Origin of the sequence: Brevundimonas sp. MEB006b (genome assembly GCF_030209705.1) — a bacterium.
GTDB lineage: Bacteria > Pseudomonadota > Alphaproteobacteria > Caulobacterales > Caulobacteraceae > Brevundimonas.
Map to the genome: position 1 here is coordinate 102,627 of NZ_JARVRL010000008.1, position 25,949 is coordinate 128,575.

Annotated in this window: 22 protein-coding genes; 8 read left to right on the plus strand and 14 right to left on the minus strand. The window is 67.2% G+C overall.

Annotation, left to right across the window (positions count from 1 at the left end; genetic code table 11):
• Positions 1-18: 18 nt before the first annotated feature.
• Positions 19-840: a bifunctional 2-polyprenyl-6-hydroxyphenol methylase/3-demethylubiquinol 3-O-methyltransferase UbiG gene (gene ubiG / locus QRN13_RS12845; protein WP_284878189.1), complete on the minus strand. Its 822-nt coding sequence runs from the start codon at positions 838-840 to the stop codon at positions 19-21.
• Positions 841-896: 56 nt separating this feature from the next.
• Here ubiG and QRN13_RS12850 point away from each other — a divergent pair, with 56 nt between their 5' ends.
• The 5 genes from QRN13_RS12850 to QRN13_RS12870 all read left to right on the plus strand — a co-directional run bounded on the left by QRN13_RS12850 (position 897) and on the right by QRN13_RS12870 (position 7,594).
• The gene (locus QRN13_RS12850; protein ID WP_017505449.1) at positions 897-2,171 is read left to right on the plus strand and encodes an aspartate kinase; all 1,275 of its coding nucleotides are present in this window, start codon (positions 897-899) and stop codon (positions 2,169-2,171) included.
• 62 nt (positions 2,172-2,233) lie between these two features.
• Positions 2,234-4,492 (plus strand): phosphoenolpyruvate--protein phosphotransferase, encoded by a 2,259-nt coding sequence (gene ptsP, locus QRN13_RS12855; RefSeq protein WP_420197030.1) that lies wholly within the window; start codon positions 2,234-2,236, stop codon positions 4,490-4,492.
• Positions 4,493-4,604: 112 nt separating this feature from the next.
• Positions 4,605-5,720, plus strand: a complete 1,116-nt coding sequence (locus tag QRN13_RS12860) for a helix-turn-helix domain-containing protein (protein ID WP_284878190.1) — start codon at positions 4,605-4,607, stop codon at positions 5,718-5,720.
• A gap of 48 nt (positions 5,721-5,768) precedes the next feature.
• Positions 5,769-6,932 (plus strand): flavodoxin-dependent (E)-4-hydroxy-3-methylbut-2-enyl-diphosphate synthase, encoded by a 1,164-nt coding sequence (gene ispG / locus QRN13_RS12865; protein WP_284878191.1) that lies wholly within the window; start codon positions 5,769-5,771, stop codon positions 6,930-6,932.
• 77 nt (positions 6,933-7,009) lie between these two features.
• On the plus strand, positions 7,010-7,594 hold the full coding sequence (locus tag QRN13_RS12870) for a YajG family lipoprotein (RefSeq protein WP_284878192.1): 585 nt from the start codon (positions 7,010-7,012) through the stop codon (positions 7,592-7,594).
• Positions 7,595-7,637: 43 nt separating this feature from the next.
• Here QRN13_RS12870 and QRN13_RS12875 read toward each other — a convergent pair whose 3' ends face one another.
• The 4 genes from QRN13_RS12875 to QRN13_RS12890 form a co-directional block, all read right to left on the minus strand.
• On the minus strand, positions 7,638-8,123 hold the full coding sequence (locus tag QRN13_RS12875) for a hypothetical protein (protein WP_284878193.1): 486 nt from the start codon (positions 8,121-8,123) through the stop codon (positions 7,638-7,640).
• A 71-nt stretch (positions 8,124-8,194) separates the two neighbouring features.
• Positions 8,195-8,971 carry a sulfite exporter TauE/SafE family protein gene (locus tag QRN13_RS12880; RefSeq protein WP_284878194.1) on the minus strand — a complete coding sequence of 259 codons (777 nt, stop codon included), beginning with the start codon at positions 8,969-8,971 and terminating at the stop codon, positions 8,195-8,197.
• Between the two features lie 33 nt (positions 8,972-9,004).
• Entirely contained in the window at positions 9,005-9,445 is a 441-nt protein-coding gene (locus tag QRN13_RS12885; RefSeq protein ID WP_055808795.1) for an RrF2 family transcriptional regulator, read from the minus strand.
• A 57-nt stretch (positions 9,446-9,502) separates the two neighbouring features.
• Positions 9,503-10,108 carry a response regulator gene (locus QRN13_RS12890; RefSeq protein WP_284878195.1) on the minus strand — a complete coding sequence of 202 codons (606 nt, stop codon included), beginning with the start codon at positions 10,106-10,108 and terminating at the stop codon, positions 9,503-9,505.
• Between the two features lie 204 nt (positions 10,109-10,312).
• Between QRN13_RS12890 and prfA the strand changes: the two genes are divergently transcribed.
• Positions 10,313-11,380 (plus strand): peptide chain release factor 1, encoded by a 1,068-nt coding sequence (prfA, locus tag QRN13_RS12895; protein ID WP_284878197.1) that lies wholly within the window; start codon positions 10,313-10,315, stop codon positions 11,378-11,380.
• On the opposite strand, the gene QRN13_RS12900 is transcribed toward prfA, so the two are convergent.
• The 8 genes from QRN13_RS12900 to QRN13_RS12935 all read right to left on the minus strand — a co-directional run bounded on the left by QRN13_RS12900 (position 11,381) and on the right by QRN13_RS12935 (position 23,554).
• The gene (locus QRN13_RS12900; RefSeq protein WP_218015912.1) at positions 11,381-11,719 is read right to left on the minus strand and encodes a hypothetical protein; all 339 of its coding nucleotides are present in this window, start codon (positions 11,717-11,719) and stop codon (positions 11,381-11,383) included. It abuts the gene before it with no gap.
• A gap of 165 nt (positions 11,720-11,884) precedes the next feature.
• The gene (locus tag QRN13_RS12905) at positions 11,885-12,496 is read right to left on the minus strand and encodes a glutathione S-transferase family protein (RefSeq protein WP_284878198.1); all 612 of its coding nucleotides are present in this window, start codon (positions 12,494-12,496) and stop codon (positions 11,885-11,887) included.
• Positions 12,497-12,552: 56 nt separating this feature from the next.
• On the minus strand, positions 12,553-14,106 hold the full coding sequence (gene odhB / locus QRN13_RS12910) for a 2-oxoglutarate dehydrogenase complex dihydrolipoyllysine-residue succinyltransferase (RefSeq protein ID WP_284878199.1): 1,554 nt from the start codon (positions 14,104-14,106) through the stop codon (positions 12,553-12,555).
• Between the two features lie 41 nt (positions 14,107-14,147).
• On the minus strand, positions 14,148-17,159 hold the full coding sequence (locus tag QRN13_RS12915; RefSeq protein WP_066625210.1) for a 2-oxoglutarate dehydrogenase E1 component: 3,012 nt from the start codon (positions 17,157-17,159) through the stop codon (positions 14,148-14,150).
• Between the two features lie 263 nt (positions 17,160-17,422).
• Complete coding sequence (sucD, locus tag QRN13_RS12920) at positions 17,423-18,325, minus strand: succinate--CoA ligase subunit alpha (protein ID WP_045809475.1); 903 nt, start codon at positions 18,323-18,325, stop codon at positions 17,423-17,425.
• Positions 18,326-18,382: 57 nt separating this feature from the next.
• The gene (sucC, locus tag QRN13_RS12925; protein ID WP_284878200.1) at positions 18,383-19,573 is read right to left on the minus strand and encodes an ADP-forming succinate--CoA ligase subunit beta; all 1,191 of its coding nucleotides are present in this window, start codon (positions 19,571-19,573) and stop codon (positions 18,383-18,385) included.
• 85 nt (positions 19,574-19,658) lie between these two features.
• Positions 19,659-21,185 (minus strand): spinster family MFS transporter, encoded by a 1,527-nt coding sequence (locus QRN13_RS12930; RefSeq protein WP_284878201.1) that lies wholly within the window; start codon positions 21,183-21,185, stop codon positions 19,659-19,661.
• A 140-nt stretch (positions 21,186-21,325) separates the two neighbouring features.
• Positions 21,326-23,554: a TonB-dependent receptor gene (locus QRN13_RS12935; protein WP_284878202.1), complete on the minus strand. Its 2,229-nt coding sequence runs from the start codon at positions 23,552-23,554 to the stop codon at positions 21,326-21,328.
• Between the two features lie 177 nt (positions 23,555-23,731).
• On the opposite strand from QRN13_RS12935, the gene QRN13_RS12940 reads away from it, so the two are divergent.
• Positions 23,732-24,487 (plus strand): TetR/AcrR family transcriptional regulator, encoded by a 756-nt coding sequence (locus tag QRN13_RS12940; protein WP_284878203.1) that lies wholly within the window; start codon positions 23,732-23,734, stop codon positions 24,485-24,487.
• Here QRN13_RS12940 and QRN13_RS12945 read toward each other — a convergent pair whose 3' ends face one another.
• Complete coding sequence (locus tag QRN13_RS12945) at positions 24,488-24,847, minus strand: DUF2306 domain-containing protein (protein ID WP_350224849.1); 360 nt, start codon at positions 24,845-24,847, stop codon at positions 24,488-24,490. It lies immediately after the preceding gene.
• A 312-nt stretch (positions 24,848-25,159) separates the two neighbouring features.
• On the opposite strand from QRN13_RS12945, the gene QRN13_RS12950 reads away from it, so the two are divergent.
• Entirely contained in the window at positions 25,160-25,939 is a 780-nt protein-coding gene (locus QRN13_RS12950) for a LytTR family DNA-binding domain-containing protein (RefSeq protein WP_284878204.1), read from the plus strand.
• The last annotated feature ends 10 nt before the right edge of the window (positions 25,940-25,949 follow it).

The window sequence follows — 25,949 nt, forward strand, 5'->3', positions numbered from 1 at the left end:
GGGCGGCCTTTTTGCATTTCAGGCGGCGTTGCGCGTCGCGACCATCATATAGTTGATGCCCGCATCGTCGGTCTGGCTCCATCGGTCGTGAAGCGGGTCGTAGTTCAGACCGTAGGGCCCCTCAACCGCCACCGGCTCGGCGGCCAGCATCGCGCGGATTTCGTCGGGCTTCAGAAACTGGCGCCAGTCGTGTGTGCCGGCCGGAACCCAGCGCAGGATGTATTCCGCCGCCACCTTGCCCAGGGCCAGCGACTTCAGCGTGCGGTTAAGGGTGGCGACCATCATCACCCCGCCCGGCCGGACTAGGTGCGAACAGGCACGCACGAAGCTTTCGGGATCGGCGACGTGTTCGATCACCTCCATCGTCAGGACCACGTCGAACGGCCCTGCCCCTTCCGCCTCGATCTGTTCGACCGTGGCGGCGCGGTAGGCGATATCCAGGCCGACCATGTCGGCATGGGCGCGGGCCGTGCCGATGTTCTCGGACGAGGCGTCGATGGCGGTGACGTCAAAGCCCATCCGCCGCATCGGCTCGGCGATCAGTCCGCCGCCGCACCCCACGTCCAGCAGGGTCAGACCTTCGAAGGGCGCCCGCGCCCTGGGATCGCGGCCCAGCCGGGTGCAAAGCTGGTCGCGGATCAAGGCCAGCCGCGCCGGGTTGAAGCGGTGCAGCGGCGCGAACGGCCCGTGCGCATCCCACCATTCGGCCGCCTGGGCCGAGAAGCGCGCCACGTCGGCGGGGTCGATCGATGCGCCGAACGCCGTTTCGGACGATTTTTGCGAAAAACCATGCCCCTGTTGGGGTAGGCGAGACGGAGCGGCGCCGTTAGAAGCGGTCATGACGCGAGGGATGAACCTTCGCGCCCTTTCACGCAAGCAGGGGGCGGAACGCCACGATGACGCGGCCCGATACGACACGACTGGTGATGAAGTTCGGCGGCACCTCGATGGGCGACCTCGAACGCATTCGCCGTGCGGCGCGGATCGTCGCGGCCGAAGTGTCGGCGGGCAAACAGGTCGCCGTCGTCGTCTCCGCCATGGCGGGCAAGACCAACGAACTGGTCGCCTGGACCGACGGCGCCGGACCGGCCGCCGCGGGCCTGCCGCTCAGCGACGACGAATATGACGTGGTGGTCGCCTCGGGCGAGCAGGTGACCTCGGGCTTGTTGGCCGCGACCCTGCGCAACATGGGCTTCAACGCGCGCTCGTGGATGGGCTGGCAGGTGCCGATCCTGACCGATGACGCCCACGCCCGCGCCCGCATCATCGACATCCCCGGCGAAAAACTGGGTGCCGCCGTCGACGCTGGCGAGATCGCCATCGTGCCCGGCTTCCAAGGCGTGACGGCGGACGGCAAGATCACGACCCTGGGGCGCGGCGGTTCGGACACCTCGGCGGTCGCCGTGGCGGCGGCCCTGGGCTGCCCCTGCGACATCTATACCGATGTGGACGGCGTCTATACGACCGACCCGCGCATTGAGAACCGCGCGCGCCGCCTGGCCAAGGTGTCCTACGAAGAGATGCTGGAAATGGCGTCCCTGGGCGCCAAGGTGCTGCAGACCCGCTCGGTCGAGCTGGCCATGGCCAAACAGGTCCCGGTCCGCGTTCTTTCAAGCTTTATCGAACCCGACGCGAATGGCGTCATGCCCGACAAGGGTGGAACCCTGATCTGCGACGAGGAGGAGATCGTGGAAAAACGTATCGTGTCCGGTGTGACCATGAGCCGTGACGAGGCCCGCATCACCCTGCTGGGCCTCTCCGACCGGGTGGACGCGCCCGCCGACGTCTTCACGCGCCTGGCCGAGGCCAACGTTAACGTCGACATGATCGTACAGAGCCAGTCGCGCACCGCCGGAACGGTCAACCTGACCTTCACGACCGGCCGTCGCGACGCCGTGCGCGCCGCCGACCTGATGACCGCCGCCAAGGAGCAGCTCGGCTTCGAGGAAATCCGCGTCGACGAGGACGTGGCCAAGGTCTCGGTCGTCGGCGTCGGCATGCGCAGCCATGCGGGCGTCGCCCAGACCATGTTCAAGGCCCTGGCCGACAAGGGCGTGAAGTTCCAGGCGATCTCGACCTCCGAGATCAAGATCAGCGTGCTGATCGACGCCGCCTACGCCGAGCTGGCCGTTCGCGCCCTGCATTCGGCATATGGGCTGGACGCGGTATAGGGTGATTTCAGAAGGCGCCTAGGCGCCGGGGCGCGGGAGACATGATGCCGGCAGGCGGCGCGATGACCAGAGGACCCCGGATCCTCCTGCGCCAGATCCGCGAGGCTCTGGGCGGGGCCGGCGCGGGCGCGACGCCGGCGCAGGACCGGCTGAACATGGTCGTCAAGATCATCGCCCGGTCGATGGTCGCCGAAGTCTGCTCCATCTATCTGCGCCGCGCGTCGGGCGAGCTCGAACTGTTCGCCACCGAGGGTCTGAACCCCGACGCCGTGCACAACACCCGGCTGCGGCCCGGCGAGGGCCTGGTCGGCGAAGTGGCGCGGATGGCCCAGCCCATCAGCCTGTCCGATGCCCCGTCGCACCCGTCCTTCTCCTATCGCCCCGAGACGGGCGAAGACCCCTATCACGCCTTCCTGGGCGCCCCGCTGCTGCGCGGCGGTCGGGCCATCGGCGTCCTGGTCGTCCAGAACCGCACCGAGCGGCGCTATGACGAGGAAGAGGTCGAGGACATCCAGACCATCGCCATGGTCCTGTCCGAAACGGTGTCGTCGGGCGAGCTGCTGGCGCTGGACGAACTGCGCGATGTGGAGCTGGCGCCGCACCGGCCCGAACGGCTGAAGGGCCAGAAGTTCGCCGACGGCCTGGCTTTCGGCCATGTGGTTCTGCACGAGGCGCCGCTGGCGCCCGAGAAGTTGCTTTCCGATGACCCGGCGATGGAGGAGGCGCGGCTGAAGCTGGCGCTGGCCACGCTGAAGAGCGGCCTGGACGTCATGCTGGACAAAGGCCAGGGCTTGGCTGGGCCGTCGTTCGAGGTTCTGGAAACCTACCGGATGTTCGCCGACGACCGGGGCTGGAACCGGTCGCTGGAAGAGGCGGTGAGGAACGGCCTGACGGCCGAGGCGGCGGTGGACCGGGTCAGGAACGAACACCGCGCCCGCTTCGCCCAGGCGCGCGACCCCTATATCCGCGAACGGCTGCACGACTTCGAGGATCTGGCCAACCGCCTGTTGCGGGTGCTGGCGGGCGACAAGCCGGGCGAGCGCGAACTGCCCGACGACGCCATCCTGGTGGCGCGCAACCTGGGCCCCGCCGACCTCCTGGAATATCCGCGCGACAAGCTGAAGGGGCTGTTGCTGGAAGAGGGCTCGGCCGCCAGCCACGCCGCCATCGTCGCGCGCGCGCTGCAGATCCCGTGCGTCGGCCGTCTGATGGGCCTGCGCGACCGACTGTCGGAAGGCGACATGGTCATCGCCGACGGCGAGACCGGCGAGACCTATCTGCGCCCCCGCCCCGACATGCTGGAGGCGGTGCAGTCGCGCATGGCCGTGCGCGAACAGCGCCAGGCCGAGTTCGCCCAGCTGCGCGACGTGCCGGCCGTGACGCTGGACGGTCAGCGGATTACGGTCCTGACCAATGCCGGCCTGGCGGTCGATCTGGAAAACATGATCGAGACGGGCGCCGAGGGCATCGGCCTGTTCCGCACCGAGTTCCAGTTCATGGTCTCGGACGAACTGCCCCGGCTGGACGCCCAGACGGCGCTCTACAAGCTGGTGCTGGATGCGGCGGGCGACAAACCCGTCACCTTCCGCACGCTGGACATCGGCGGCGACAAGGTCCTGCCCTATCTGGAGGCCGAGCGCGAAGAGAACCCCGCGCTGGGCCGCCGCGCCATCCGTTTGGGCCTGGACCGGCCGTCGCTGTTGCGGATGCAGCTTCGGGCGCTGCTGGCGGCGGGTGCCGGGCGCGAACTGCGCGTCATGTTCCCGATGATCGCCACGGTGGACGAGTTCCGGGCCGCGCGCGAACTGGTCGATATCGAATGCGCCTGGGCGCGGCGTCGCGGGCGCGCCTTGCCCGCCCTGTTGCGCGTCGGGGCGATGGTTGAATGCCCGTCGCTGCTGTGGCATCTGGACGCCCTGCTGCCGCTGACGGATTTCGTCTCCATCGGCACCAACGACCTGTTCCAGTACATGTACGCGGCCGACCGGACCAATCCGCTGGTGTCGGATCGCTATGACCCGCTGTCGCCGCCGACCTTGCGGGCGCTCCAGACCATCCAGAAGGCCTGCGCCGACACCGGCACGCCGGTGTCGATCTGCGGCGAACTGGCGGGGCGGCCGCTAGAAGCCTTCGCCCTGATCGTGCTGGGCTTCACCCGACTGTCGGCGCCGGCGGGCGGTGTCGGGCCGGTCAAGCGGATGATCCTGTCGGCGGACCTGAATGCGGCCCGGCGCGGCATGGCCAATCTGCTGAACCTATCCACCGGCTCGGTTCGAAACGAGATCGAATCCCTGGCGCGCAAGCTGAACGTCGCCGTCTGATCGCAGGCGTCTGGACGCAAGGGCGGCGTTGCTGGTCGGCGCGCAATCGTCTATCTCGGGCCCTGTGAACGGCGCGTCGGCGCTGTGTTTCCCGGACATGGGGTCAGGCGTCATGACGCTGAATGCGGGGGTCGCCCCCGAGGCGATCGAAAGCATTGCGGACCGGCCGGATCCGACGGCCGCCTTCGTCGACGCCGCGACCCTGGGCGATGGCTTTCGGGCCGCCCGAGAGCGGTCGGGCAAGTCGCCGGCCGAACTGGCCGCCGAGACCAAGGTCCATCGCCGATTCCTGACCGCCCTGGAGCAGAACGACTGGTCGTCCCTGCCCTCGCGCGTCTTCGCCCTGGGCTATGTCCGGGCCTACGCCTCAGCCCTGGCGCTGGACGAACAGACCGCCGTCGAGCGGTTCAAGCGCGAGAGCCCGGACACCTCCGTGCCGTTGAAGGCGCCCATCGGCATCGCCTTCGAGGACGTGAAACGCCATTCGCCGCGCATCGTCGCCGGCATCGCCGCCGTGGTGGTCGCCGTCATCGGCTGGAACGTGTTCCAGCGCGCCAGCCTGCATCAGACCGCCCATCCGTCCGATATCGCCGCCGTGCCAAAGACTTGGACCGGGGCGGCCGATCCGGATCCGCAGGTCGCGCTCAGCGCGCCCATGTCCGCCCCGCCCGACCAGACGACGCCGGCCCTCTACATCACCCCGGGGCTGGAGGCCGAGCTGACCGGGGTCGATCCGACCGATCCGGCCGTGATCGCCGCCGCCGCCAATCCCGAGCCGGTGCAGAAGGCGTTCAACCCGCGCGGGGCCGTCTATGGCGCCTCGGCCAACGCCTCGATGGTGGTGATCCAGGCCAAGACGGCCGGCGCCCTGGTTGTGCGGTTGGGCGACGGTCAGGCCCTGTTCGCGCGGCAGATGGCGCCGGGCGAAGCCTGGCGCGCGCCCATCGGCGTGGCGGCGACGGTGGACGTGTCCGACCCGGCCGCCTTCGACGTCTTCCTGAACGGCGAGTACGGCGGCCCCCTGGCCGGCGTGCTGACGCCGCTGGCCCAGTTGAACAGCCGCGCGGATCAGGCGGCCAAGGCGCTGGCCGCCAGCCAGGCGCGCGCCCAGGTCCAGGCTCAGGTCCAAGCTCAGGCCGCCCAGGCCCGGACCCAGGCGGCCGCGACGCTAGGGGCGACGCCTTCCCCCGCGCCAGCGCCCTCTTCACCCGCCCCCGCGCCGAACTGATGCGTCGGCCGTGGTCCCGCCGTCATCATCGGCCTATATGATGCTCCCATGAGCGACCACACCCACGTCCGACCCTGGCGCCACATCGAGCGTCGCAAGAGCCGCCAGATCCGCGTCGGCTCCGTCCTGGTGGGCGGCGACGCCCCGATCAGCGTCCAGTCGATGACCAATACGCCGACGACGGACGCGGCGGCGACCATCGACCAGATCCGTCAGTTGGAAGAGGCCGGCGCCGACATCGTGCGCGTCTCCTGCCCCGACGTGGAATCGACCGCCGCCTTCAGGACCATCGTGCGCGAGGCCAAGGTGCCCTTGGTCGCCGACATCCACTTCCACTACAAGCGCGGCATCGAGGCGGCCGAGGCGGGCGCCGCCTGCCTGCGCATCAACCCGGGCAACATCGGTTCGGCCGACCGCGTCCGCGACGTGATCCAGGCGGCCAAGGACAATGGCTGTTCGATGCGGATCGGCGTCAACGCCGGTTCGCTGGAAAAGGAACTGCTGGAAAAATACGGCGAGCCCTGCCCCGACGCCATGGTCGAGAGCGCGCTGAACCACGCCCGCATCCTGCAGGACCACGACTTCCACGAGTTCAAGATTTCGGTGAAGGCGTCCGACCCGTTCCTGACCGTCGCTGCCTATCAGCAGCTGGCCGAGGCGATCGACTGCCCGCTTCATCTGGGCGTGACCGAGGCGGGGCCGTTGCGCACCGGCACCATCAAGTCCGCCATCGGCCTGGGGTCGATGCTGTGGGCCGGGATCGGCGACACCATCCGCGTCTCGTTGGCCGCCGATCCGGTCGAGGAGATCAAGGTCGGCTTCGACATCCTGAAGTCGCTGGGTCTGCGCCACAGGGGGGTCAACATCATCGCCTGCCCGTCCTGCGCGCGTCAGGGCTTCAACGTCATCGAGACGGTGGCGGTGCTGGAAGAGAAGCTGGCCCATATTTCGACGCCGATGAGCCTGTCGGTGATCGGCTGCGTCGTGAACGGACCGGGCGAGGCCCTCTATACCGACATCGGCTTCACCGGCGGCGGCAAGGGCGCGGGCATGATCTATCTGAACGGCAAGATCGCCCACAAAAAGGCCAACGACGGCATGATCGACCACATCGTCGACCTGGTTGAACAGAAGGCCGCCGAACTGGACGCCGCACGCGCGGCGGAGCTTCAGGCGGCGGAGTGGCCTGCGACATCTCGCAGCGCCGGGTAGCGCCCTTCACATTCCTCGCGCTAGAAACGCGAATCGGCGTCTGGCCGATTCGCGTTCTTTCCTTGGGGGAAAACTCTATGAAATCGAACCTCTTAGCAGGTCTGGCTCTGGCTGGCCTCGTGGGACTTAGCGCCTGCGCCACGTCGGAAGACATCGTTCCGGTGCCCTATGCCGTCAGCACGGCGAGCGCCACACCGGGCGCGCAAAACATCCGCGTCACCGTCGCGTCCAGTGACGCCCGCACGGAAAACCGTGCGCGCATCGGCGCCCAGATCAACGGCTACGGCATGGAAATGGCCGCGATCCGGTCTCAGATCGAGGTCACGGATATCGTGCGCGACGCCATCGCCGCCGAACTGCGCCAGCGTGGCTATCAGGTGGGCGACGCCGGCGCACGCGTGAACGCCGAGGTGACCACCTTCTACAACGACTTCTCGGTAGGCATGCTGGCTGGCAAATCCAAGGCCGACGTCGGGCTGACGGTCACTGTCACCAATGCCGCTGGCGCGGAAGTCTATCGCCGCGCCATCGCCGGCCAGGCCGAGCGGACCGTGCAGCTGGCCAACGGCGGAAACGCCGCCACGACGCTGTCGCAGGCCTTGAGCCTCGCGCTCAAGGAACTGATGGGCGACCCGGCCTTCGTCGCCGCCCTGACGCGCTGAAGACTGAAGTCGGGACGCACAGATCGCGCGTCCCGACTTTCATTCAGGCGCCGAAAGCGCGCTTGCAGATTTCCTGACCGAAGGCGCCGGTCATCTGCTCTTCGGCCTGGCTCATGCCGGCCGCAGCGATCAGACCGCCGCCGCCCACCGAGCGCGCGATGTCGAAGTCGGCGACCTTCTGGCCGGTGGCCGGATCGATCAGCACGGCCTGACCCTTGATGACGTTGGAATCGCCGACCAGGAAGGTCATGGCCGGATTGGCGCGTTTGAATTCGGTGATGCGGACTTCCAGGCGCAGCGGGGTCGTCCCCTTGGCGCACTTGTCCATTTCTTCGCGGATCTGGGTCGCGAAGACCTGATCGAAATCGGCCGAGACGTTGTCGGGGCGTCCGGACAGGACAATTTGTCCCACCGACATGCGCGCCGCCTGCTCGCGCGGCATGGCCAGAATAGTGTCGCCGCTGCCCGACGAGACACAGCCACTGACGCAAAGCGCAGCCATGGCCACGCCAACATATTGAAGTTTCATGATAAGCCCCATGCGCAACACTGCGCTGAGGGAAGATACCCGGAAAATCGCCGCGCGCAACCTGACGTATGTCAGATCACCTTGAACAGCCGCAGCGCCTGATAGCCGGCCGAGAACAGCACCACGGCGCCGACGCCGTAGGTCAGGGCGCGGCGCGGCGCGATTCGGGCGATGACGCCGGCGAAGGGGGCGGCGATCAGGCCGCCGATGATCAGGCCCAGCACCGCCATGGCGTGGGTCGAGAAGCCCTCGGCCTCCTGCCAATGTCCGGTCAGCAGTGCGACCAGGAAGGTCGCGGAAATGGCGGAGGTGACGAAGAACTCCGCCGTATTGGTGGTGCCGATCGAGACGCGCGGATCCTGACCCGTGCCGACCAGGGTGGTGGTGACCGTGGGTCCCCAACCGCCGCCGCCGATGGCGTCGAAGAAGCCGCCGACCAGACCCAGAGGGCCAGCGAACTTGCGCGGGAAGATCCGCTCGCGCGTCTGACGGGTGGCGCGCCAGATGATCACCACGCCCATGATGGCCAGATAGGTGGTGATGAAGGGCTTCAGCAGATCCCCGTCGATGCTGGTCAGGACGAAGGCGCCGAAACCCCCGCCGACGACGCCGCCCAGGGCCAGCGGCACGAATAGCTTCCAGTTCACGTTCTTGTTGACCGTATGGGAGCCGGCCGACGCCGCCGTGGTGAAGACCTCGGCGGCGTGGACGCTGGCCGACGCCGTCGCGGGCGGTACGCCGAACGACAGCAGGACGGTGGAGGAAATCACGCCATAGGCCATGCCCAACGCCCCATCCACGATCTGGGCCAGAAAACCGACGGCGAGGAAGAGCAGGAAATCTTGCATGGCGCCCTCTGAAACTTAGTCCAACGGTGCGGGCTATTTCCCTAGTCGGTCAATAGGAGAAGAAGTGACGGCGGCTTGCAGAAGGGTTCGCGCCTCGAAGACGGCGGCGATGGCGTCACGCCCGTCCTGAAGCACGGGCTGCAACGGACAGGTCTCGACATCCGGGCAGGTTTCGCACGGGCCGTAGGCGGTGCGCGAGGCGCAAGGCGCGAGGGCCAGCGGGCCTTCCAGCGCGCGGATCACGTCGGCGAAGCTGATGGCGTCGGCGGGCGCGCCCAGCGCATAGCCGCCCGCCCTGCCCCGCTTCGAGGCCAGCAGACCCTGACGGCGCAGATCCAGCAGAATGGCCTCCAGGAACTTTCGCGGGGCCGCCGCCGCCTCGGCGATTTCGGCGATGGTCGCGGGGCCGCCGTCCGGCAGACCGGCCAGATGCACCATGGCGCGCAGGGCGTAGCGGGACCGGTTCGACAGCATGATCCGTGATCGCCCGCCTTCGCCTTAGACGCAAGCTGCGGGAGCTCGATCCGGCCCTCAGGCGAGGCGCGCCACCGCCTCCAGTATCTGCGCGCCGTTATAGGGTTTCAGCACCAGGGCCTCGGCCATGTCCGCATTCTTCGCGGCGGCGGCGACATCGCCGGAGATGAAGATGACCCGCACGGTCCAGCGGTCGGTCAGGACGCGGGCCAGTTCCACGCCGGTCATCTCGCCTGACAGATTGATGTCCAGCAAGGCCGCATCAATGCTGTGCAGCGCAGCGGCAGCCTCGGCGGCGGCGGCGCTGTGGAACGGGCCGACGACATTGTGGCCCGCCTCGGTCAGCAGTTCGGTCAGGGAGGCGGCGGCGTCGGGATCGTCCTCGACCACCAGCAGGGTCAGGGCCTCGACCTCGACCGGCGCCGTGGCGTCAAGCGGCGCCTGACGCGTGACGACGGCGCGAAGGTCGCGCCAGACCTCGGTCGAGGGGCGGTCGGTGTCCAGATCATAGATGGCGGCCATGGCCTTCAGTTCGCGCGCGTCCTCGGGCGACAGGTCGCCGCCGTGCTCGGTCAGACGGCTGTCGTACAGGCGGCACAGGCGATCGACGCTTTCGGCGACCTCGGCGGCGTCCGGCTGCGACGGGAGCGGGCGATCGAACATGGCGTCCTCCTTACGGTTGTTCGATCTCAACTAATGGCTTTGAGCCGACTGCGTCACCGCGACTGACGCCATCGTGACCCGGCTGTGATCGCCGATCACAAGCGCGGCGCCGGCGCCGGCCCACGCCTCGATACGCCTGCAATCGACACGAGCCCCCCCGGCGGGTAAGGACGGCGCTCCGCTTTTTCTCAGGACATTTCCCTCTTGCGACTGCCCCAGGCCCGTCTCGATCAGGTGCTCGACCGTTTCCATGAGGTGGAGGCGCGCATGGGTTCGGCGACCGACGGCGCCGAGATCGTGCGGCTGTCCAAGGAGCACGCCGAGCTGAAGCCCGTCGTCGATGCGGTCCAGGGCTTGGCGCGCGCGCGCGCCGAAATGGCGGACCTGGAAACCATGACGGCCGATCCGGAAATGGCGGCGATGGCCGAGGAAGAGCTGCGGGCGCTGACGGACAGGCTGCCCGATCTGGAACGCGAGGTCGCCCTGCTACTGGCCCCGCGCGACGCCGACGAGAACGCCTCGGCCGTGCTGGAAGTGCGCGCCGGCACCGGAGGGGACGAGGCGGCCCTGTTCGCGGGCGACCTGTTCCGTATGTATTCGCGCTACGCCTCCACGCGTGGCTGGCGGATCGAGCTGGATTCGGCGACCGAAGGCGACGCCGGCGGTTATAAGGAAATCATCGCCACGGTGACGGGCGAAGGCGTGTTCGGCCGGCTGAAGTTCGAGAGCGGCGTTCACCGGGTGCAGCGCGTGCCGACGACCGAGTCGCAGGGGCGCATCCACACCTCTGCGGCGACGGTGGCGGTCCTGCCCGAGGTCGAGGACGTGGAGATCGAAATCCACGACAAGGACATCCGCATCGACACCTTCCGCGCGTCGGGCTCGGGCGGCCAGCACGTCAACACGACCGATTCCGCCGTGCGCATCACCCACCTGCCTACCGGCATCATGGTGACGTCGTCGGAGAAGTCCCAGCACGTCAATCGCGACAAGGCGATGAAGAACCTGCGCGTGCGCCTGTACGACATGCAGCGGCAGGCCAAGGATCTGGCCCGCTCGGACAGCCGCAAGTCCCAGGTCGGGTCGGGCGACCGGTCGGAGCGGATCCGCACCTACAACTATCCGCAAGGGCGGGTCAGCGATCACCGCATCAACCTGACCCTGCACAGCCTGCCCCAGATCATGGAAGGCGACATCGATCCGCTGCTGAACGCCCTGATCGCCGAGGATCAGGCGGCGCGTCTGGCTGACCTGGAAGCCGAGTTCGACTGATCAGCCCAGGACGCCGGTCAGCGGCAGCCACAGCACCACGCCGGTGACGGCGGTATAGGCGGCGAAGGCATGCACCGACTTCAACCGGCCGCTGGCCAGCGGGCTGTCGAGATCGGCGCGGTTGACCCACAGCAGATAGGCGGCCTGGATCGCCCAACCGGCGAGGAAGGCGACCACGGCCCAGGCGCTGAGCGCCGCCAGCGCGACGCCCGACATCAGCACCACCACGCCGCCCAGGGCGATCACGCCGTCTGCGATCTGATCGTCTGCGGGAACGGCGATGACGCCGGACAAGGCCCGTTGCAGACGCCAGTTGAGCCAAGCCTGATACAAAAGCATCAGTCCGCCCAAGACGTAAAACATCCCTATCGCGCGCGCCGCCCACTCCATGTCCGAAATAAGGCGCCATTTTCTGCGGTTGTAATCAGGGAAAATGCGACGCTGATTCGGATCGTTAACGACCGGCGCAAATTAGACACAACCGTTGGTCTGTGAGCGCGCCCGCTAAGCTTTGGCGGCCAAGGCGTTCTGGACCGCCGGACGCGCCTTCATGCGCTCGAAATGCGCCTGGACGCGAGGAAACTCGGCGATGTCCACGCCGTCGCTTTCCCGCCAGCCGGCGAAGGTGAACAGATAGGGGTCCGCGACCGTATAGGCGTCGCCCATCGCCCATTCGCCGGTCAGGTCCGCCTCGATCAACGCAAAGCCGTCGCGCATGTTCTGCGTGACCTTGGCCGCCATCGACGCCTGGGCGGCGGCGTCGTCGCTCCAGCGCGCGGCGCGGCGACCGTGGGCGTGGGCGACGTGGACGGTCGTGGCCAGATAGAGGTTGAACGCCTGCATCCGCGCGAAGGCGAAGGGATCGGTCGGAGCCAACAGGCCGGGCGACGACAGGGCGGCGATGTGCGCCAGAATGGCCGGGCTCTCGGTCAGGACGCCCTGATCGGTCGCGAGCGCAGGAACGCGCCCCTTGGGATTGATCGCCAGATAGGCCGGCTCGCGTTGCTCGGCCCTGGCGAAGTCGACCAGACGAACCTCATAGGCGAGCCCCGACTCTTCCAGCGCGATATGGCTGGCCCGGCTGCAGGATCCGGTCGCGGCGTAGAGGGTCAGCATGGTCGCGCCTCGCAGCAAAGAAAAAGGCGGCGAGATCATCGCCGCCTTTCAGGAAATCAGAGGTCCAGCAGGGCCCGCGCCGGATCTTCCAGCAGTTCCTTGACCCGGACCAGGAAGGTCACGGCTTCCTTGCCGTCCACGATGCGGTGATCGTAGCTGAGGGCCAGATACATCATCGGGCGGATCTTGACCTCGCCGTTGATGGCCATCGGGCGCTGGACGATGTTGTGCATGCCCAGGATGCCCGATTGCGGTGCATTCAGGATCGGCGTCGACATCAGCGAGCCGTAGGTGCCGCCGTTGGTGATGGTGAAGGTGCCGCCCTGCATCTGATCCATGGTCAGCGAGCCGTCACGTGCGGCCTTGCCCAAGGCGCCGATGCCCTTTTCGATGCCGGCGAGCGACAGGGTGTCGGCGTCACGCAGGACCGGAACCACCAGACCCTTGTCGGTGCCGACGGCGACGCCGATGTCGTAGTGGTTCTTGTAGATGATGTCGGTGCCGTCGATCTCGGCGTTGACGGCGGGGATTTCGTGCAGGGCCGCGACGACGGCCTTGGTGAAGAAGGACATGAAGCCCAGTTTCACGCCGTGGCGCTTCTCGAACACGTCCTTGTACTGGGCGCGCAGGGCCATGACGTTGGTCATGTCCACCTCGTTGAAGGTGGTCAGCTGGGCGGCCGTGTTCTGCGATTCCTTCAGGCGACGGGCGATGGTCTGACGCAGGCGCGTCATCTTCACCCGCTCTTCGCGCGGCTGGTCGGCGCGCGGGGCGGCCGGCGCTGCGGCGGCGGCAGGGGCCGGAGCCGAGGCCTGGCCGATGGCGGCGATGGCGTCGGCCTTGGTGATGTTGCCCTTCGGTCCCGTGGCGTTGATGGCCTTGGGATCCAGATTGTTCTCGCCGACCACGCGCTGGACGGCGGGCGACAGGGTTTCGTTCTTGGCGGCCGAGACCTGGGCCGAGCCGGTGTTGGCCGGGGCGGCGGCGGGCGCCGGAGCGGCGGCGGCCGGTGCGGCGGCGGCCGGCGCGCTGGCAGCGCCCGAACCCGAGATGGAGCCTATCTTCTGGCCCGGCGTGACGGTCGCGCCTTCGTCGGCGGCGATGGTCAAAACGCCGTCAGCCGGAGCAGACACCTCGACCGCGACCTTGTCGGTTTCGATCTCGACCAGCAGCTCGTCCTTCTTGACCGTGTCGCCGTTCTTCTTGACCCACTTGCCCATCGAGCCCTCGGCGACGCTCTCGCCCATGACCGGCACGTTGATGTCGATCGCGGCGGCGGCCGGAGCAGCGGCGGTCGGCGCGGCCTTGGCGTCAGCCTTGGCCGCCTTGGCAGGGGCAGCGGCGGGCGCAGCGGCCGGAGCGGCGGCGGCGGACGCGCCCTCGGTCACCGAACCCAGGACCGTGCCGGGAACGACATTGTCGCCCTCGGCCGCCTTGATGTCGCCCAGCACGCCGTCGGCGGGCGAGACGACCTCCAGCGAGACCTTGTCGGTCTCCAGCTCGACCAGCAGTTCGTCCTTCTTGACCGGATCACCGACCTTCTTGGTCCACTTTGCGATGGTGGCTTCGGTGACGGATTCACCGAGGGCGGGGGTCAGGATGTCGGCCATGTCAGGTCCAGCTCGTCTCTAGTCGGTCTTTTATACGTGTATCAGGCGAAGGCTTCGGTCGTGAAGGCTTCGAGTTCCTTCAGGTGCCGGCTCATCAGACCGGCGGCGGTCGAGGCCGAGCCGGGACGGCCGACGTAGCGGGCGCGCTTGGCCTTCACGTCCAGCTTGTCCAGCGTCAGCTCCAGCCACGGATCCACGAAGGTCCAGCCGCCCATGTTCTTCGGCTCTTCCTGGCACCAGACCAGTTCGGCGTTGGGGAAGCGGGCCAGTTCCTTGCGCAGCGACTGGATCGGCCACGGATAGAACTGCTCCAGACGCAGGATGTAGACGTCGTCCACGGCCTGGCCGTCCTTGGCCTTCTTCTCGCGCGCGTCTAGCAGGTCGTAATAGACCTTGCCCGAGCACAGGATGACACGGCGGATGTCCTTGTCCGCCTTGATCGTGATGCCGGCGATCTCGGGCCGCGTCTGGGCGTCGTCGTGCAGGACGCGGTGGAAGGCCGAGCCCTCCGCCAGGTCCGCCATGGACGAGACCGCCTTCTTGTGACGCAGCAGCGACTTGGGCGTCATCAGGATCAGCGGCTTGCGGAACGGCCGGTGCATCTGGCGACGCAGGATGTGGAAGTAGTTGGCCGGGGTGGTGCAGTTGGCGACCTGCATATTGTCTTCGGCGCACTGTTGCAGGAAGCGCTCCAGACGGGCCGAGGAGTGTTCCGGTCCCTGGCCTTCATAGCCGTGCGGCAGCAGCATGGTCAGGCCGCTCATGCGCAGCCACTTGCGTTCGCCCGAAGAGATGAACTGGTCGATCACCACCTGGGCGCCGTTCACAAAGTCGCCGAACTGGGCTTCCCACATGACCAGCGTATTGGGGTCGGCCAGCGAATAGCCGTACTCGAAGCCCAGCACCGCCTCTTCAGACAGGGCCGAGTCGATGACTTCGAAATTGGCCTGGCCTTCGCGCAGGTTGTTCAGCGGGATGTAGCGCTCTTCGGTCGTCTGATCGATGATGCCCGAGTGACGCTGCGAGAAGGTGCCGCGCACCGAATCCTGACCCGACAGACGGATCGGGAAACCTTCGTCGACCAGGCTGGCGAAGGCCAGGCTCTCGGCCGTGGCCCAGTCCAGGCCTTGGCCCGAGGTGATGGCTTCGCGGCGACCGTCGATGACGCGCTTCAGCGTCTTGTGCATGTCGACGCTGTTGGGGATCGTGGTCAGGCGGTGGCCCAGGTCGGTCAGCTTGGCCAGCGGCACGGCGGTGTCGCCGCGCAGCTCGTCCTTGGGCGACTGGAAGCCCTGCCACTGGCCGTCCAGCCAATCGGCCTTCTCGGCGGACCAGGTCTTGCCGGCCTCAAACTGCTCGTCGAGGAATTTCTCGAACCGCTCGACCTCGGCGTCCACCTCGGCCTGGCTGATCACGCCTTCGGCCACCAGACGTTGCGAATACAGTTCGCGGGTCGAAGGCTGGGCGCGGATCTTCGAATACATCAGCGGCTGGGTGAAGGTGGGGTCGTCGCCTTCGTTGTGGCCGAAGCGGCGGTAGCAGAACATGTCCACCACCACGTCCTTGTGGAACTTCTGGCGGTATTCGGTGGCCACCTTGGAGGCGAAGACGACCGCCTCGGGGTCGTCGCCGTTGACGTGGAAGATCGGCGCCTGAACCATCAGGGCGACGTCCGACGGATAAGGCGACGAGCGCGAGTTGCGCGGGCTGGTGGTGAAGCCGATCTGGTTGTTGATGACGAAGTGCAGCGTGCCTCCGGTGCGGTAACCCTTCAGCCCCATCAAGGCGAAGCATTCCGCGACCACGCCTTGGCCGGCGAAGGCGGCGTCGCCGTGGATCAGCAGCGGCACGACCTTGGAGCGGTCCAGCGCCCACTGCCCCTCGGGCACGCCCTCGTTGGCCTCGCGAATGTCGAACGCCTGTTTGGCGCGCGCCTTGCCCAGCACGACCGGGTTGACGATCTCGAGGTGAGACGGGTTGGCGGTCAGCGACAGGTGGACGTGGTTGCCGTCGAACTCGCGGTTCGACGAGGCGCCCATGTGATATTTGACGTCGCCCGAGCCCTCGATGTCGCTCGGCACGGCCGAGCCGCCCTGGAACTCGTGGAAGATGACCTTGTAGGGCTTGCCCATCACAGCGGCGAGCACGTTCAGGCGGCCGCGGTGGGCCATGCCCAGCACGACCTCGTCCACGCCCAGCGAACCGCCGCGCTTGATGACCTGCTCTAGCGCCGGGACCATGGCCTCGCCGCCGTCCAAACCGAAGCGCTTGGTGCCGGGGAAGCGCTTGTGCAGGAAGCGTTCGAAGCCTTCGGCCTCGACCAGCTTGGACAGGATGGCCAGCTTGCCTTCCTTGGAGAAGGCGTTCTGCTCGAACTTGTCGGCGCCCTCGAACCGCTGCTGGAGCCAGGATTTCTCTTCCGGCTCGGCGATATGCATGAACTGGATGCCGACCGTGCCGCAGTAGGTGCGCTTCAGGATCTCCAGCACTTCGCGGATCGTGCCGGTCTGAAGGCCCAGGACGCCGTCCAGGAAGATCGGGCGGTCCAGATCGGCGCCGGTGAAGCCGTAGAATTCGGGCGTCAGCTCGGGGTTCTCCACCGGCTGTTCGATGCCCAGCGGATCCAGCTTGGCCTGCAGGTGCCCTCGCACGCGATAGCTGCGGATCAGCATCAGGGCGCGGATGGAATCGTGGGCGGCGGCGCGGATCGCATCAGCCGAGACGTCGGCGGACGCGGCCGTGGGCGCAGCAGCCGGCGCGGCGCCGGGCTTCTTGGGATCGGGCTTGGGCGCCGGCCAACGGCCGTCGAAGACGCCGGTCTCCTCCGTCGGTTCGGTCGCCACGCCGCGACCCCAGCTGCCTGCGCCGGCCGAGGCGGTCACCAGGGCGGCGTTGTCGCGCAACTGGTCGAAGAAGGCTTTCCATTCGGCGGAAACGGAGCCGGGATCTTTCGCCCACTTCTCCTGAAGCTCCTCGACGTAGGCCGCATTGGACCCGTAAAGGAATGAGGTCTCGGCAAAGACCTGGTTCAGCCGACCGGCATCGTCCGCCATCGTTTCGCAATCCCTGGGCCCCGACGGACACATCTCCGTGAGGGGCGCGCCCGTCATATAGGCGTCGTTTCCTGACGGGTCATGACCGAAACGGGGCAATTTGGTAGGAAATTGGTCGCAGGCCCAAGAAAAAACGCCCCCGGCCTGAACCGAGGGCGTCCATCGATGCGTCACACGGCATTTTTGATGCCGAAAAGGCGCTCAAGCAGCGAGCCGCCGCGCGACGAGCGATAGCGCCCGCGCGCAGCGCGCACTGGAAAGTCTCAGCCCTTCAGCACTTCGACCAGGGTCTTGCCGAGGCGCGCAGGCGATTCCGACATGCGGATGCCGGCGGCTTCCATCGCCGCGATCTTGGATTCCGCATCGCCCTTGCCGCCCGAGACGACGGCGCCGGCGTGGCCCATGGTGCGGCCCTTCGGAGCGGTACGGCCCGCGATGAAGCCGGCCATCGGCTTCTTGCGGCCCTTCTTGGCTTCGTCGATCAGGAACTGGGCGGCGTCTTCTTCCGCGCCGCCGCCGATTTCGCCGATCATGATGATCGAGGTGGTTTCCTCGTCGGCCAGGAACAGCTCCAGCACGTCGATGAATTCGGTGCCCTTGACCGGGTCGCCGCCGATGCCGACGGCCGTGGTCTGGCCCAGGCCTTCGTTGGTGGTCTGGAACACGGCTTCATAGGTCAGGGTGCCCGAACGCGACACGATGCCGACCGAGCCCTTCTTGAAGATGTTGCCCGGCATGATGCCGATCTTGCACTCGTCCGGCGTCAGGATGCCGGGGCAGTTCGGGCCCAGCAGACGCGACTTGGAGCCTTCCAGGCGACGTTTGACCTTGACCATGTCCATCACCGGGATGCCCTCAGTGATGCAGGTGATGAAGGGGATTTCGGCGTCGATGGCTTCGATGATGGCGGCGGCCGCGCCCGACGGCGGGACGTAGATCACCGAGGCGTCGGCGCCCGTGGCGTCCTTGGCTTCGGCGACCGAGGCGTAGATCGGCAGGCTCTCACCGTGCGATCCGGTCCAGTTCGTGCCGCCCTTGGACGGGTGCACGCCGGCGACCATCTGGGTGCCGTGATAGGCCAGCGCCTGTTCGGTGTGGAAGCCGCCGGTCTTGCCGGTCAGGCCCTGGACGATGATCTTGGTGTTCTTGTCGACGAGAATGGACATGGGTCTGTGCTCTGAATTCGATGTGTCAGCGGGGCGGTGGCGAGTAAGGCCGAAGCCTTAGCCGACCGCCGCGACGATCTTCTGGGCGGCGTCGTCGAGGTCGTCGGCGGCCTGGATGGTCAGGCCCGACTCGTTCAGGATTTTCTTGCCCAGTTCGGCGTTGGTGCCTTCCAGACGCACGACCAGCGGCACCTTCAGGCCCACTTCCTTCACGGCCGCGACCACGCCCTCGGCGATGACGTCGCACTTCATGATGCCGCCGAAGATGTTGACCAGGATGCCCTGGACGTTCGGGTCGGCGGTGATGATCTTGAAGGCCGCAGCGACCTTCTCCTTGCCGGCGCCGCCGCCGACGTCGCAGAAGTTGGCCGGCTCCTTGCCGTACAGCTTGATGATGTCCATCGTCGCCATGGCCAGACCGGCGCCGTTGACCATGCAGCCGATGTTGCCGTCCAGCGAGACGTAGGCGAGATCCCACTTGGACGCTTCGATTTCCTTGGCGTCTTCTTCGGTTTCGTCGCGCAGTTCCTTGATGTCGTCGTGGCGGAACAGGGCGTTGCCGTCGAAGCTGACCTTGGCGTCCAGAACGCGCAGATGGCCGTCCTTCATCACGATCAGGGGGTTCACCTCCAGCATGTCCATGTCCTTCTCGACGAAGGCCTTGTACAGGGCGGGGAACAGCGACTTGGCGTCTTCGGCCGCGGCGCCCGTCAGGCCGTAGGCGGCGGTGATGGCGGCGACGTCGGCGTCGGTCACGCCCGCGCTCGGGTCGATGACGATGTTCTGAATCTTCTCGGGCGTGTCGTGGGCGACGGTTTCGATGTCCATGCCGCCGTCGGTCGAGACGACGAAGGCGATGCGGCCATAGGCGCGATCGACCAGCAGCGAGCAGTACAGTTCACGCTCGATGTCGGCGCCGTCCTCGATGTAGAGGCGGTTGACCTGTTTGCCGGCGTCGCCCGTCTGGGCGGTGACCAGGGTGTTGCCCAGCATTTCCTTGGCGTGGGCGACGGCTTCCTCGACCGAGAAGGCCAGGCGAACGCCGCCCTTGGCGTCGGCGGGCAGTTCCTTGAACTTGCCCTTGCCGCGGCCGCCGGCGTGGATCTGCGACTTCACGACATAGAGCGGACCGGGCAGCGACTTGGCGGCCGCCTCGACCTGATCGACCGACGTCACCGCGACGCCTTCGGCGACCGGGGCGCCAAAGCCTTTGAGGACCTGCTTGGCCTGATATTCGTGAATGTTCATGGGGGACCGTCGCAACCGCTGCTGGGAGAGTTGCGGGGCTTATAGGCCCCACCCCTTCGCAGGTGCAACCGTCCACAGGCCCCCTTTAGTCGACCCAGTCCCTCTTGAGGGTGCGCGACGCCCCGATCAGCAGGATCGCGGCGAGCACATAGAAGCCCATGCCGGTGTATATGGCCCAGCGTAGGCTTTCCTCGCCGAAGCGCGGCGCCAGCAGGTCGCTCATCCAGCCGAAATAGTAGAAGCCGACCGCGATCCCGAGCAGATTGTTCAACAGCAGGAACAGGGCCGAGGCTGTCGAGCGCATGGCCGCCGGCACCAGATGCTGGACCGCCGCCGTGATCGGACCCAGCCAGGCCAGGTTCAGTCCTGTCGGCAACAGGAAGATCAGGAAGGCCAGGGTCAGCTGCTGAACGTGGCTGCCGCCGCCGGGCAGAACCAGGCCGATCAGCCAGGGCGAGTTCATCGCCAGGATGAAGCACGGCGCCGAGATTAGGAAGGCGACGGCGGGCGTCAGCGGATAGGCGCCCTTGCCCTTCTTGGACAGCTTGTCGGCGATCATGCCGCCCAGCCAGATGCCCAGGATGCCGCCGATCAGGGCGATTCCGGAATAGTAGATGCTGGTCTGTTTCAGGGTCAGGTCGAAGCTGCGCATGAAGAACAACGGCAGCCAGCCGGCCACGCCATAGCCGCACACCGACGACGAGGCGGCGCCCAGGCCCAGCAGCCAGAAGCTGGGCTTCCTGATCACCACCGAAGCGGTGCGCCGCGCGATCATCAGCGAGATGCCGATCACCACCGCCAGCAGGCCGCCGAAAGCGAGCACCAGAGGGTTGCCCAGCGACATGCCCATCAGCCAGCTCAAGGCGCCGAGGATCAGCAGGCCGGCGCCGAGACCCAGCATGATCTGGGCGGCGATCTTGCCGGCCCGGTCCGTGCCGACCGGCGCGGCGGCCAGGGCCGCGACCTGGGCCTCGGTCTTGATGGCGTCGGTTCCGCCGCGCCTGGGATCCCGCACCGTCAGACGCAGCAGGGGCGCGACCAGCACGCCCAGCAGGCCGACCACGATGAAGGCGGTGCGCCAGCCGTAAGTCGCCGCCAGCAGGCCGCCGACCAGGGTCCCCGCCGCCATGCCCAGCGGAATGCCGAAGGCGAAGGCCGCCATGGCGCGCGCGCGCTGATGCGGCGGGAAGTAGTCGGCGATCAGCGAATAGGCCGGAGCCACGCCGCCCGCCTCGCCGATGCCCACGCCCATCCGGCACAGGAATAGCTGGCCGAACGACCCGGCCATGCCGCACAGGGCGGTGAAGCCCGACCAGACGGCCAGGGCGCCGGTCATGATCCAGACCCGGCTGAACCGATCCGCCAGCCAGGCCAGAGGAATGGCCAGTGTCGAATAGACCGAGGCGAAGGCGATGCCGCCCAACAGGCCGAACTGGCTGTCGGACATGCCGAACTCTTCCTTCAGCGGCGCGGCCAGGATGCCGATGATCTGGCGATCCAGGAAGTTCAGCATGTAGATCAGGATCAGGACCGCCAGCACATAGTAGCGGTAGCCGGGCCGCTCAGGCCGCTCGGGCCGCGCCTCCTTGACCGTCAGCGTCTCCGTCGTCATCGGCGTTTCCCTCGGCGTCTTGTTGTTCGTTGCGGCGAGCCTAGCCGCAAGTCCGCACTGTGCAAAATAGGCCCGACAAAGCGAAAAGGGCGGCGGCCCGGAGACCGCCGCCCCTCGTCGTCAGGCGTTATGGATGTGGATCAGAAGCGATAGGTCAGGCGCGCCGAATAGGTGGTCGGCGGGCCGTAGAAGGCGCTGATCGAGTTGTTGTAGGTCGCGCCCGGGAAGCTGTAGCCGCCGACCTTGTAGCGGACGTCGGTCAGGTTGCGACCGAACAGGCCGACCTCCCAGCGCTTGCTCGGCGCCGTCCAGACCACGCTGGCGTCAGCAAGGACGTAGCCCTTCTGATCCAGGATGGGATCGGGCGTGTCGAACAGGTGATAGTCCGAACGGTAGGACAGCGACGGGGTGACGCGGATTTCGCCGCCCAGGATGTCGCCGCGCCAGGTCATGCCGTAATAGGCCGACCATTCCGGCGAGTTCTGGGGCTCGCGCGTGTTCGAGATATCGACGGGCGTGCCCGTGATGCGGGTGATGAATTCGTCGAACTCATTCTTCAGATAGCCGACCGAGAAGTTGGCGGTGATGTCGCTGGTCAGATAGGCCGACCCTTCCAGCTCGAAGCCGTAGATGGTCGAGGCGCCGGCGTTGTCGACGACCGAGGCGATGCCGACGGCGGGCGGCGTGGCCACCTGCTGGGTCGTGATCTGCTGGTCCTTGTAGTCCGAATAGAAGATCGCCGAGGCGAAGTTCATGCGGCGGTCGAAGGCCGAGCCCTTCAGGCCGACTTCATAGGTGGTGACCGTCTCGGGCTGATAGCCGTTGACCGTCTGGGGCACCAAGGCGGCGTCGCCGCGCATGTCCCAACCGCCCGACTTGAAGCCTTGGCTGACCGAGGCGTAGCCGGTCATCTCGTCGCTGAAATCATACGAGATGCTGGCGCGCGGCGTGAACTTCTCGAAGGTGTCCGATGCCGTATAGTTGGTGCGGGTCGCAAAGACTGCGCGCGGCGTGCCGCCGGTCAGCGGGCTGCGCGTGGCGCCGAGATAGAACTGGCGCAGGACGGCGGCGTCCTTGTCGTCACGGGTGTAACGGCCGCCCAGCGACAGGTGCAGGCGATCGGTCAAGTCGTAGCTGAAGTCGCCGAAGATCGAGAAGGACTTGGTGTCCACCGATCCCGCCGCCGCAATCGACAGACCCAGGTTGCCGGCGATGGTGTCGAAGACGCCTGACGACGTGCCGTCCAGATAATAGACGCCGGCCACGCCGGACCAGCGCTCGCCGGTGAAGAGGGCCTGGAACTCCTGGCTGAACTGGTGGTCGGCGTAGATAGCCGGCACATCCAGGGTCGGGTTCGGCGTCTGGTCGAAGTCGATGATGGTGGCGGTGTCGCCCGAACGATAGGCCGAGATCGACTTGAGGGTCAGCATGTCGTTGACCCGGTATTCGCCGGTCAGCGCCACGCCCTCGGTCACGACCTTCTGTTCGCCGGTGATGCCGGCGTAGGTGTCGTATTTGCCGGCTGGCGCGCGCCACAGGCCGTCGGTCGAGGTGACCTCGCGGTGGCCGTGGCGGGGGCTGGAGTCGTCCTCGACCCGGTCCCAGGCCAGGCGGAAGAACAGGTTGTCGTTGGGCGTCCATTCCGCGCTGGCGCGATAGGCGGTGACGTCCTTGTCGTACTGATCCTGGCCGGTGTTCAGGTTCTTGCCGTAGCCGTCGTGGTTATAGGTGGCGACCGCGCCGCCGATGGCGAAGGTTTGGCCGACCGGGACCGAACCAGACAGCAGGAAGTTGTGCTCATTGTATGCGCCGACCTCGGCGCGGGCGGTCAGGCTGGGATCCTGACCCAGACGCTTGGTGACGTATTTGATCGCGCCGCCGATGGTGTTGCGGCCGTACAGCGTGCCTTGCGGTCCGCGCAGCACCTCGATGCGCGAGATGTCGAAGATGTCCAGCACGGCCCCCTGCGGACGCGCGACATAGACGTCGTCGACATAGAGGCCGACGCCGGGCTCGAAGCCCCACAGCGGATCCTGCTGGCCGACGCCGCGGATGAAGCTGATCAGGGTGGAGTTGGAGCCGCGCGCGATCTGGACCGTGGCGTTCGGCGTCTGCTGCTGCAGGGCGGTGATGTTGACGGCGCCCGTCTGTTCAAGCCGTTCGGCGCTGAGGGCCGACACGGCGATCGGCACGTCCTTCAGCTGCTCATCGCGCCGGCGGGCGGTGACGACGATGTCGTCGACGGTCGCCGCACTCTGGTCGGCGTTCGCCGCCTGGGCCGCGGCTTCCGCGTCCTGGGCGACCGAAGCCCCCGCAAGCACGCCCCACGCCGCGCCGGCCAGCAGCGCGCACTTCACATGACGGTTCATGATCCTAGACCCCTTTGTCGTTTCCAGCCCGATGGACGCTTTTATTCAGCGTTCAATGATTTTCACGGAACCTACCCGGTTTCGGCCGTCTGTCAAACGCTGGACTGACGCAGCGTCACTTGGGTCGTCGACCGTGGCGCCGTTGCACCGCCGCGGTCGTGCGCCTAGCCTTGCCGGATGAGCAAGTCGGACGCCGCCGCCCCCCTTCCCCGCCCCGTCGCCGCCGCGCGTCGCAAGGCGGCAGGCGCTGCCCCGGCGCGGCGCGGCCGGCCGCCCAAGACCGAGGCCAAGGCGGCGGGCGAGACGCGCGATCTGATCCTGGATGCGGCCGAGGACCTGTTTTCCAAACACGGCTTCTACGGCGTCACCATCCGCGAGGTGGCGCGCGAGGCCGGCGTCGATACGGCCCTGGTCCACTACTATTTCGGCGCCAAGCGCGAGCTGTTCGACGCCGTCTTCCTGCGCCGGGCCGAGGTCTGGAACGACGACCGCGTCGCCGCAATCGACCGCTATGCCGAGACGGCGGGCGACGACATGACGCTGGAGGGCTTGCTGGAGGCCTTCCTGCGGCCGCCGTTCGAATGGTCGCTGAAGGGCGGGCCGGGCTGGAAGCACTATTCCGCCCTGGTGGCTCAGACCAACGCCAACCCCAGTTTCGGCGGCGAGACGATGGCGCGCTATTTTGACCCGGCCATCCACCGGTTGATCGAGCTGATCGCCAGGGTGCTGCCCGAGGCCAGCGAGGTCGATCTGTACTGGGGCTATCACAATCTGTCGGGCGCCCTGACCCTGACCCTGGGCGAGACCGGGCGCCTGGACCGGCTGTCGAACGGGCGGGCGCGGTCTGGCGATCTGGAGACAGCCGGCGACTATATGGTCCGGTTCGCGGCGGCCGGGTTCCGGGCCGTGGTCGGAATGTCGTCCAGGGCCTGATCAGTTCGGGCCGAAGAAGACGGCCCACATCAGCCGACCGGGCAGGAAGGTGAAGGCGCCGGCCACGATCAGTCCGCCGACGAACATCCCCATCATGGCGCGCCGATGCGCCGCCACCCGGTGACGCCGGGCGGCGTACACCGCCATCGGCAGGGCGACCACGGTCCAACCGCTGAGCAGATGGATCAGGGACAGGCCGCCGGGTCCGTTCGGATTGAGCTGATGGATGAAGAAGGAGCTGACCGCCGTGGTCGCCATGGCCATCACCCACATCCAACCCAGAGTCCGGTGCAGCCGGTTTCCCTTGACCCCGACCAGCAGGACGACTCCGATCGCCAGCGCCGTCACGGCCGCCGCCACATGGATCTGGATCGTCGTCGGCGAGGCGAACAGCAGCGACCATCGCGGGGCGTGAAAGGCTTAGCCGACGCTCAACATCCGTCCCCCGTCGACCAAAAGATGGGCGACGAGCGGCACGATCAGCAGCGTCAGAGCCAAGGCAGACGATGCGAGGCGAGACAGGCGAGGCATGGGGATATCTCCGTTTCCACCGCCTTGCCGCGGCGCTTCGATCATTGCATCCCGGCTTTCGCCAACGGCCGTCCAGACTGTGCCAACGCCCACCCGACTTTCCCGAGGTTGGAAATCATGGTCTCAAGGCGGGACCTCCAGATGCCGAAAGCCGCCATGACGTCCCAAGCCGCCGACCGCCGCCGCACCTTTTTGCGTGGGCTTATCGTCGCCGTTCTGGCGGGCGTCTTTCTGGCGGTGACCGGCGCTTTCGGCAGCGCGGGAGCGTCCTTGCCCGTGCGCTTGGCCTATTGGGTGGTGATCATGGTGCTGGGCGGGCTTTGGGGGCATCTGTGCAGCGTCTTGGTCAGCCGATTTCTGGATTCGGACGAGCGGCCTTGGCTGACGATTGCGGCCATGGTCCTTATCATCACCGGGCCGCTGTGCGTGCTGGTCTGGGCGGCGACGGGATTGTTCTTCGCCCAGAGGCTCTATCCGCTGGCGGTGCTGCCGCAGCTGATCGTGCCTGTGTTGGTCATTACGGCGGCGGTGACGACGTTGAACGTCTTTCTGGGGCGGGCCGTGCCGGTCCAGACCCATGCGGCGGCCCCCGAGACGCCGGCCCGGCCCGTGCGGTTTCTGGACCGCCTGCCGATGAAGCTGAAAGGCGCGACGATCCGGGCCGTGCAGGCCGAGGACCATTATCTGCGCATCCATACCGACCGGGGATCGGATCTGATCCTGATGCGGCTGTCGGATGCGGTCGAGGAGCTGGAGGGGCTGGAGGGCGCCCAGACGCACCGCAGTTGGTGGGTGGCGCGCGAGGCGGTGCGCGGGGTCGAGCGCGGCGACGGGCGCGCGACCCTGACGCTGGACGGCGGTCTGTCGGCGCCGGTCAGCCGCCGCTACGCCCGGATGCTGCGCGACGCCGAATGGTGGTGACGCTCTCTTT

Coding starts and splice junctions, on each gene's coding strand:
- ubiG (WP_284878189.1), bottom strand. CDS start 840: ATGACCGCTTCTAACGGCGCCGCTCCGTCTCGCCTACCCCAACAGGGG.
- QRN13_RS12850 (WP_017505449.1), top strand. CDS start 897: ATGACGCGGCCCGATACGACACGACTGGTGATGAAGTTCGGCGGCACC.
- ptsP (WP_420197030.1), top strand. CDS start 2,234: ATGACCAGAGGACCCCGGATCCTCCTGCGCCAGATCCGCGAGGCTCTG.
- QRN13_RS12860 (WP_284878190.1), top strand. CDS start 4,605: ATGACGCTGAATGCGGGGGTCGCCCCCGAGGCGATCGAAAGCATTGCG.
- ispG (WP_284878191.1), top strand. CDS start 5,769: ATGAGCGACCACACCCACGTCCGACCCTGGCGCCACATCGAGCGTCGC.
- QRN13_RS12870 (WP_284878192.1), top strand. CDS start 7,010: ATGAAATCGAACCTCTTAGCAGGTCTGGCTCTGGCTGGCCTCGTGGGA.
- QRN13_RS12875 (WP_284878193.1), bottom strand. CDS start 8,123: ATGAAACTTCAATATGTTGGCGTGGCCATGGCTGCGCTTTGCGTCAGT.
- QRN13_RS12880 (WP_284878194.1), bottom strand. CDS start 8,971: ATGCAAGATTTCCTGCTCTTCCTCGCCGTCGGTTTTCTGGCCCAGATC.
- QRN13_RS12885 (WP_055808795.1), bottom strand. CDS start 9,445: ATGCTGTCGAACCGGTCCCGCTACGCCCTGCGCGCCATGGTGCATCTG.
- QRN13_RS12890 (WP_284878195.1), bottom strand. CDS start 10,108: ATGTTCGATCGCCCGCTCCCGTCGCAGCCGGACGCCGCCGAGGTCGCC.
- QRN13_RS12900 (WP_218015912.1), bottom strand. CDS start 11,719: ATGCTTTTGTATCAGGCTTGGCTCAACTGGCGTCTGCAACGGGCCTTG.
- QRN13_RS12905 (WP_284878198.1), bottom strand. CDS start 12,496: ATGCTGACCCTCTACGCCGCGACCGGATCCTGCAGCCGGGCCAGCCAT.
- odhB (WP_284878199.1), bottom strand. CDS start 14,106: ATGGCCGACATCCTGACCCCCGCCCTCGGTGAATCCGTCACCGAAGCC.
- QRN13_RS12915 (WP_066625210.1), bottom strand. CDS start 17,159: ATGGCGGACGATGCCGGTCGGCTGAACCAGGTCTTTGCCGAGACCTCA.
- sucD (WP_045809475.1), bottom strand. CDS start 18,325: ATGTCCATTCTCGTCGACAAGAACACCAAGATCATCGTCCAGGGCCTG.
- sucC (WP_284878200.1), bottom strand. CDS start 19,573: ATGAACATTCACGAATATCAGGCCAAGCAGGTCCTCAAAGGCTTTGGC.
- QRN13_RS12930 (WP_284878201.1), bottom strand. CDS start 21,185: ATGACGACGGAGACGCTGACGGTCAAGGAGGCGCGGCCCGAGCGGCCT.
- QRN13_RS12935 (WP_284878202.1), bottom strand. CDS start 23,554: ATGAACCGTCATGTGAAGTGCGCGCTGCTGGCCGGCGCGGCGTGGGGC.
- QRN13_RS12940 (WP_284878203.1), top strand. CDS start 23,732: ATGAGCAAGTCGGACGCCGCCGCCCCCCTTCCCCGCCCCGTCGCCGCC.
- QRN13_RS12950 (WP_284878204.1), top strand. CDS start 25,160: ATGCCGAAAGCCGCCATGACGTCCCAAGCCGCCGACCGCCGCCGCACC.